7 protein-coding genes are annotated in these 4790 nt (G+C 67.9%); 3 read left to right on the top strand and 4 right to left on the bottom strand.

Features of this window, described 5'->3' with window-relative positions; genetic code table 11:
* Positions 1-78 precede the first annotated feature (78 nt).
* Positions 79-504 carry a hypothetical protein gene (locus ABFX51_RS23160; protein WP_346054903.1) on the top strand — a complete coding sequence of 142 codons (426 nt, stop codon included), beginning with the start codon at positions 79-81 and terminating at the stop codon, positions 502-504.
* A 432-nt stretch (positions 505-936) separates the two neighbouring features.
* Here the strand turns inward: ABFX51_RS23160 and ABFX51_RS23155 are convergent, their stop codons facing one another.
* The gene (locus ABFX51_RS23155) at positions 937-1299 is read right to left on the bottom strand and encodes a hypothetical protein (RefSeq protein WP_346054902.1); all 363 of its coding nucleotides are present in this window, start codon (positions 1297-1299) and stop codon (positions 937-939) included.
* A 25-nt stretch (positions 1300-1324) separates the two neighbouring features.
* A complete protein-coding gene (locus ABFX51_RS23150; RefSeq protein WP_346054901.1) occupies positions 1325-1537 on the bottom strand; it encodes a hypothetical protein in 213 nt (70 codons plus the stop codon).
* 95 nt (positions 1538-1632) lie between these two features.
* On the opposite strand from ABFX51_RS23150, the gene ABFX51_RS23145 reads away from it, so the two are divergent.
* Positions 1633-2100, top strand: a complete 468-nt coding sequence (locus ABFX51_RS23145) for a hypothetical protein (RefSeq protein WP_346054900.1) — start codon at positions 1633-1635, stop codon at positions 2098-2100.
* A 533-nt stretch (positions 2101-2633) separates the two neighbouring features.
* On the opposite strand, the gene ABFX51_RS23140 is transcribed toward ABFX51_RS23145, so the two are convergent.
* A complete protein-coding gene (locus ABFX51_RS23140) occupies positions 2634-3482 on the bottom strand; it encodes a hypothetical protein (RefSeq protein ID WP_346054899.1) in 849 nt (282 codons plus the stop codon).
* A 17-nt stretch (positions 3483-3499) separates the two neighbouring features.
* Between ABFX51_RS23140 and ABFX51_RS23135 the strand changes: the two genes are divergently transcribed.
* Positions 3500-3667: a hypothetical protein gene (locus tag ABFX51_RS23135; protein ID WP_346054898.1), complete on the top strand. Its 168-nt coding sequence runs from the start codon at positions 3500-3502 to the stop codon at positions 3665-3667.
* Here the strand turns inward: ABFX51_RS23135 and ABFX51_RS23130 are convergent.
* Positions 3664-4062, bottom strand: a complete 399-nt coding sequence (locus tag ABFX51_RS23130; protein ID WP_346054897.1) for a DUF5994 family protein — start codon at positions 4060-4062, stop codon at positions 3664-3666. The genes ABFX51_RS23135 and ABFX51_RS23130 overlap by 4 nt on opposite strands.
* Positions 4063-4790 lie beyond the last annotated feature (728 nt).

Below are 4790 nucleotides of genomic sequence, written 5' to 3'. Positions count from 1 at the left end.
CAACATGATCAACTACCGGACCGGCCAGCCGCCCACCGGGTTACGAGACATCCCTTAGGACACACGGGAAACCTCACCGTGGATCACGTCGCCGTCGCGCTCGTCTTCTGCTGGCTCGGCATGGTGGTCGCCATCTCGTTCATCGAGGCGCCACTGAAATTCCGCGCCCCAGGGGTGACCATTCGCCTCGGACTCGGCATCGGGCGGATCGTCTTCCGCGCACTCAACGCGGTCGAAACCGTCCTCGCCGCCGACGTGCTTGTCACCGTCCTCTTCGGACACCCGACGGTTCCGGCGCTGACCTTGACCGGCGCCGCCGTCGCCGTTCTGGTGCTGCAGCTCGGCGTGATCCGGCCTTGGCTGAGCCGCCGCACCGACCGGGTGCTCGCCGCGCCGGACGGGCAGGACCCGCCGCGCTCACGCGCGCACCTCGCCTATGTCGCCGCGGAATCCGTCAAGGTCCTGGTGTTGCTCGCGTTGGGTGTGCTGCTGTCGATGGTCTGAGCGGCGTCCAGCCCGTACTGGCGCAGCGTCCGGTACCGGGCCGCGCCGGCGATGCCGAGCATCCGCGCGTCCGCGCCCGGTTCCCCGGGCCCGCCCACCCGATCGGGCGTCAGGCGTCCGCGATCCGCTCGTGCACCTCGTCACGTCAGAATCGCGTGGTGTGCCGGCACCCAGTGTGCCCCGAGTTTGCCGTCCCGGGCGCCGAGTTTGCCGGTTCGCGCCCCGAGTTTGTCGGTTCGGGTGGCGAGTTTGCTGGTTCGGTTCTGGGCATCGGCGCGAGGCCTCGGCCCGCTACGGCCAACTCGGCGCGGCAACCAGCCAACTCGGTGACGCGCCTGGCCAACTCGGTGCCGCAACCGGCCAACTCGACGTGGGCGAAGGCGACGCCGTGTCCCCGGCTCGGTCGGCGGCCATCGGGGACGCCGACCCGGGTCAGCCCCGCTCGATATGGGCGCGAACGCGGTCGGCCGCGTCGTTGAGCCAGCCCTTGCTGCCGGCGTAGGCCAGCATGGCCGCGAAGTCCTCCGGCCAGCCCGGCCCGGTACGCCCGCTCGCCAGCTTCCGCAGCGCCTCGATCGAGACGAACACGTGCTCGCCCCCGTCGGCCAACTCGCCGACGCCCTCCGCGTCCAGGATACGTTCGAGCTCCGCGGCATCGACCTCCCCGGCCACACGGACGCTGAAGCGCTTACAGTCGTCCGGCTCGGCCAGTTCGACGTCGGGTCGGGTGACGATCAGCTGCATGACGGCGGTTCCGTTCTCCCACGTGACGGTGCTCGACGGCTTGTCTACCACGTGACGGCCTCGTTTGATCCCGCGTTCAATCCGACGGTTGCGGCGTCTCGCGCGGGCGAACCCCGTAGCGGGTCATTTCGCGCCAGGCCTGGGCCAGCCGCTGCACACCGGCGTCGAGCACACTCGGCCGGGCGGAGAACGGCACGCGCAGCCGGGATTCCTGGCCCTCGCTCGCCGAGAAGACCGGCCCTGGGAGCACGGCGACGCCGTGGCGCTGGGCGAGCTCGGCGAAGGTCACCGCGCACGGGCTCGGCAGCTCCACCCACAGCGACGAGCCGCTTCATCCGCGATCTCAACGAGCGCCGGGTCGAACTCCGTGCGCAGCGCGAGGACATGGAACAGCAACTCGCCGAGGCAGAACAGGAGATCAGCCAGGCCCCAAACCCAGGCTTGATCGACTACTTGCCCGTCAGTGCGGTGGATCTAGCTGCCCTGCCCGACGATCTGTCTCGCAGGCTGTTCGAGGCACTGCGCCTGGAGATCAACTACGACTGCCGCACCCGGACGGCGACCTGCCGGGTCACGCTCGTCGGCGAGACCATCGACGCCGTGGCCCGTGCCAGCCACGATGCCGTGGTGTTGGCCTTCCCGTCAGGTGAACGACTCCAACAACAGAAGGGTCCCGAGATGGAGATCAAAAACGACCTCTTTCCCGGGACCGTCTGCGCTGTGCACCCAACAAGCCAGTATACGAACCTAAACCTCCTGGTCAGCGGCTTGCCGATCTCGGTGAAGCCCGCTCATGCCAAGGTTCGGCGCGACGGGTACCGCCAGCCCCACCCGTCGACACGACAAAGGTGACTCTGTGTGAGCCGACGGTCGCTGGATCACCGTCGGCCCGCCGACGGCCGCGACTTCAAAGTGGCGGGCGCCGGATACGACGAGTGGTCCGGTGAGCCGGTCTGCCATGAGATCGTCAAGCGAACCCGGCCAGGTCATCGTCGTCCCGAGCTATACCGATCGGTTCGGCCAGTACGCGCCGCCACGGATAGGCATGGCGCTGGAGAAGCGGGACCGGGCTCCGGTCCGTCCTGGCGGCCAGCGGTTACTTTCTCCGTGGTTCGGACGCCCTGAGATCCGCTCGCGATTTGGCATCGGCAGCGCTGCGTGGGTCGGCGAACCGCCTGAGCACGTCGGGAGCCGGCCCTCGCCGCGCAGCATCGGGTGCCGATGGCATCGTGTGTCGCATCAGTGAGTGCCTCGCGGCACGGGTTCGATGTCGATCCGGCGCTTGTTTACAAGGCTACACCCGAACAGACCTCACCGCGGATTATTTCGATTTCGGGTACATGACCGCGAACAGAATCAACTCGGGTACGGCGGGGTGTTCGCACTCAACGACAGGGCAGTGCCGATGCCGACGACGACCCCAGGCACTCATCCCGGCCGCGTCCCTTGCTGCTATGGCGGGCGTCAACGCCACCGTGCAAGCGGTCAACATGCCATCCATGATCAACGGCCAGATACAGGCGGTGCCGGGTCACGGCCGTAGCGCGTAACGGGTGATCCATGACGCGGTCGTGGCTTCGGGATCTACCGTGTCGGCGCGTCGGGCGGGATGCGCACCGCGATCTCGCCGCCCAACCTGGCACCGTCGCCAGATCGAGCTGGTCACCGCTCCAAAACCGGCCGGCGTCATACCAGTTTGGCAGGTGTCCGTGCGGCAGCAGTCCCATCGCGTCGTAGGTGATGGCGACGATTTCCGCGCAGTAGGCGGTTTCCAGGTCGATGTCCTGGCGGTCTGGTTTGCGGACGGGCAACCGGTCGCGTAGCCAGCGGCCGGCCAGTCGGGCGGTCGACGGGAACGGAGTGCCGTCCAGCCGTGCGATGGTCCGCAAGACCGCGTCCTCCCGCTCCCGGCTGATCGGGGCGTCGAGCTGGCGCAGCCACACCTGCTGACCGTACTTGGTGGCCCACACGAGCACCGCGCTGCGCAGCTCGTGCAGCTGCGCTCCCCGTTGGTGGGTGCCCGACCACACGTCCGGCAGCGACCCGCCGAGCTCGGCGTGCCAGATCAGCGCCGGCAGGTCCTCGATGACCACGGACATGCCGACGTGGTTGACCGGACTGTTCGTCGTGGCCCGGATAACCCGGTCCGCCGCGGTGCGGCCGCGAAACAACCACACGTCTCCGGTGCGCGTGATCGAGACGGCCTCGTCGAGGTTGAGCTGCGTGCCTGGCACGGTGATAGCGTAGAGAAATGCGCTGGTGGAAGATTCTCGGCCTGGCCGGGATCGTCGGGGTCGCCGACACCGGGGTGATTGTCGCTCGCGAGGAGCGACATCGCCGTGCCTACACCCCTGACGAGATCCGCGAACGGCTACACACCCGGCTCGCCGAGACACCGCCGCGGCCTGACACAAGCTAGTGGCCGCTCGGGTCCAGAATGATGCCGTTGCTGGCCAGGATGTCCTCGCCCCGGTCGGTCGAGCCGCTGCCGCTGGCCGCTCTCAGCACCGCACGAGCCACACCACCCCGCGTGCTGGGCGGGATAACCAGCACACGGGCCAGGTGAGAGTTCGAGCCGATCACCACCACCGTGTGCGAGTCGAGGGAATCGGTGCCCTCGAAACACACGACCCGGCCGGCTACCCGCACTTGTCTCGTCATCGGGCCCCACGCGCCGAGGTTGTAGCGGACGCGGCCGATCGGGCCGAGCCGCTCCGTCAGCGCCACGGCCAACCGGGGCAACTCCGTCGCGGGATCCACTGACCACGGCCACCATCCGCCGTCCACCAGCCCGACCGCGTAGGCGGGCTTCATCCGCAACCGTGGGACACGATGGTTCAGTATGATCGGTACCGGCGTCCAGTGTGGAGCTGGCACGGGAATTGCACTCTTCATTGCCTTCAACGCACCTTCGTCAGGATGTGTTCGGGGGTGTGCGACGGTCGGTGTCCGGGGAGTCCATCCGGGACATTCTCGGAATCCAGCCATCATTTCCACGGGCTGAGGTCGTGGGCCTAGCCAGGCGGCGGTTCCACGGTCAGCCAGTGGCGTTGCTTCCTTCCTTGATATGGAACACGAACACGGCCTCGCTGCGGTCGGGCCGGTCGGCCAGCGCGGCGGACATCGACAGACGGGGCCAGGGGCACTGGTGCCGCGGGACCGGTGGCTGGCCGCGTGGCGCCCAAACCGCCCTCACTGCTAGGGCAACCCCAGCCGACCCCCAACTCCACCACCACATCGGCGTGCCGGTTGCCGCGACTGAACATCTCCGCCGCGCGCAGCCGTCATTGCCGCAACGCTTCGAAGTCCCGAGGACTACGCATGTCCATGCCGCTGCGGGCTTTCGGCCGCTTGATCTTTAGGACGATCGTGTATGGTCTGAATCAATTCGCGCAGCTGAGACCGTCACCTCGGACCGCCCGGAACCGATGCCACTGCGGATCAGGATCTGTGTGGCTTGCTCGGTGTTGTCCGGGTCTGCGGCTAAGGGATGTCTCGTAACCCGGTGGGCGGCTGGCCGGTCCGGTAGTTGATCATGTTGT

Origin of the sequence: Amycolatopsis dongchuanensis, from assembly GCF_039542405.1 — a bacterium.
In the GTDB taxonomy this organism is placed as follows: Bacteria; Actinomycetota; Actinomycetes; order Mycobacteriales; family Pseudonocardiaceae; genus Amycolatopsis_E; species Amycolatopsis_E sacchari.
Note: the sequence above shows the minus strand (reverse complement) of the source record. Positions and strands in the feature narration are given on the sequence as shown.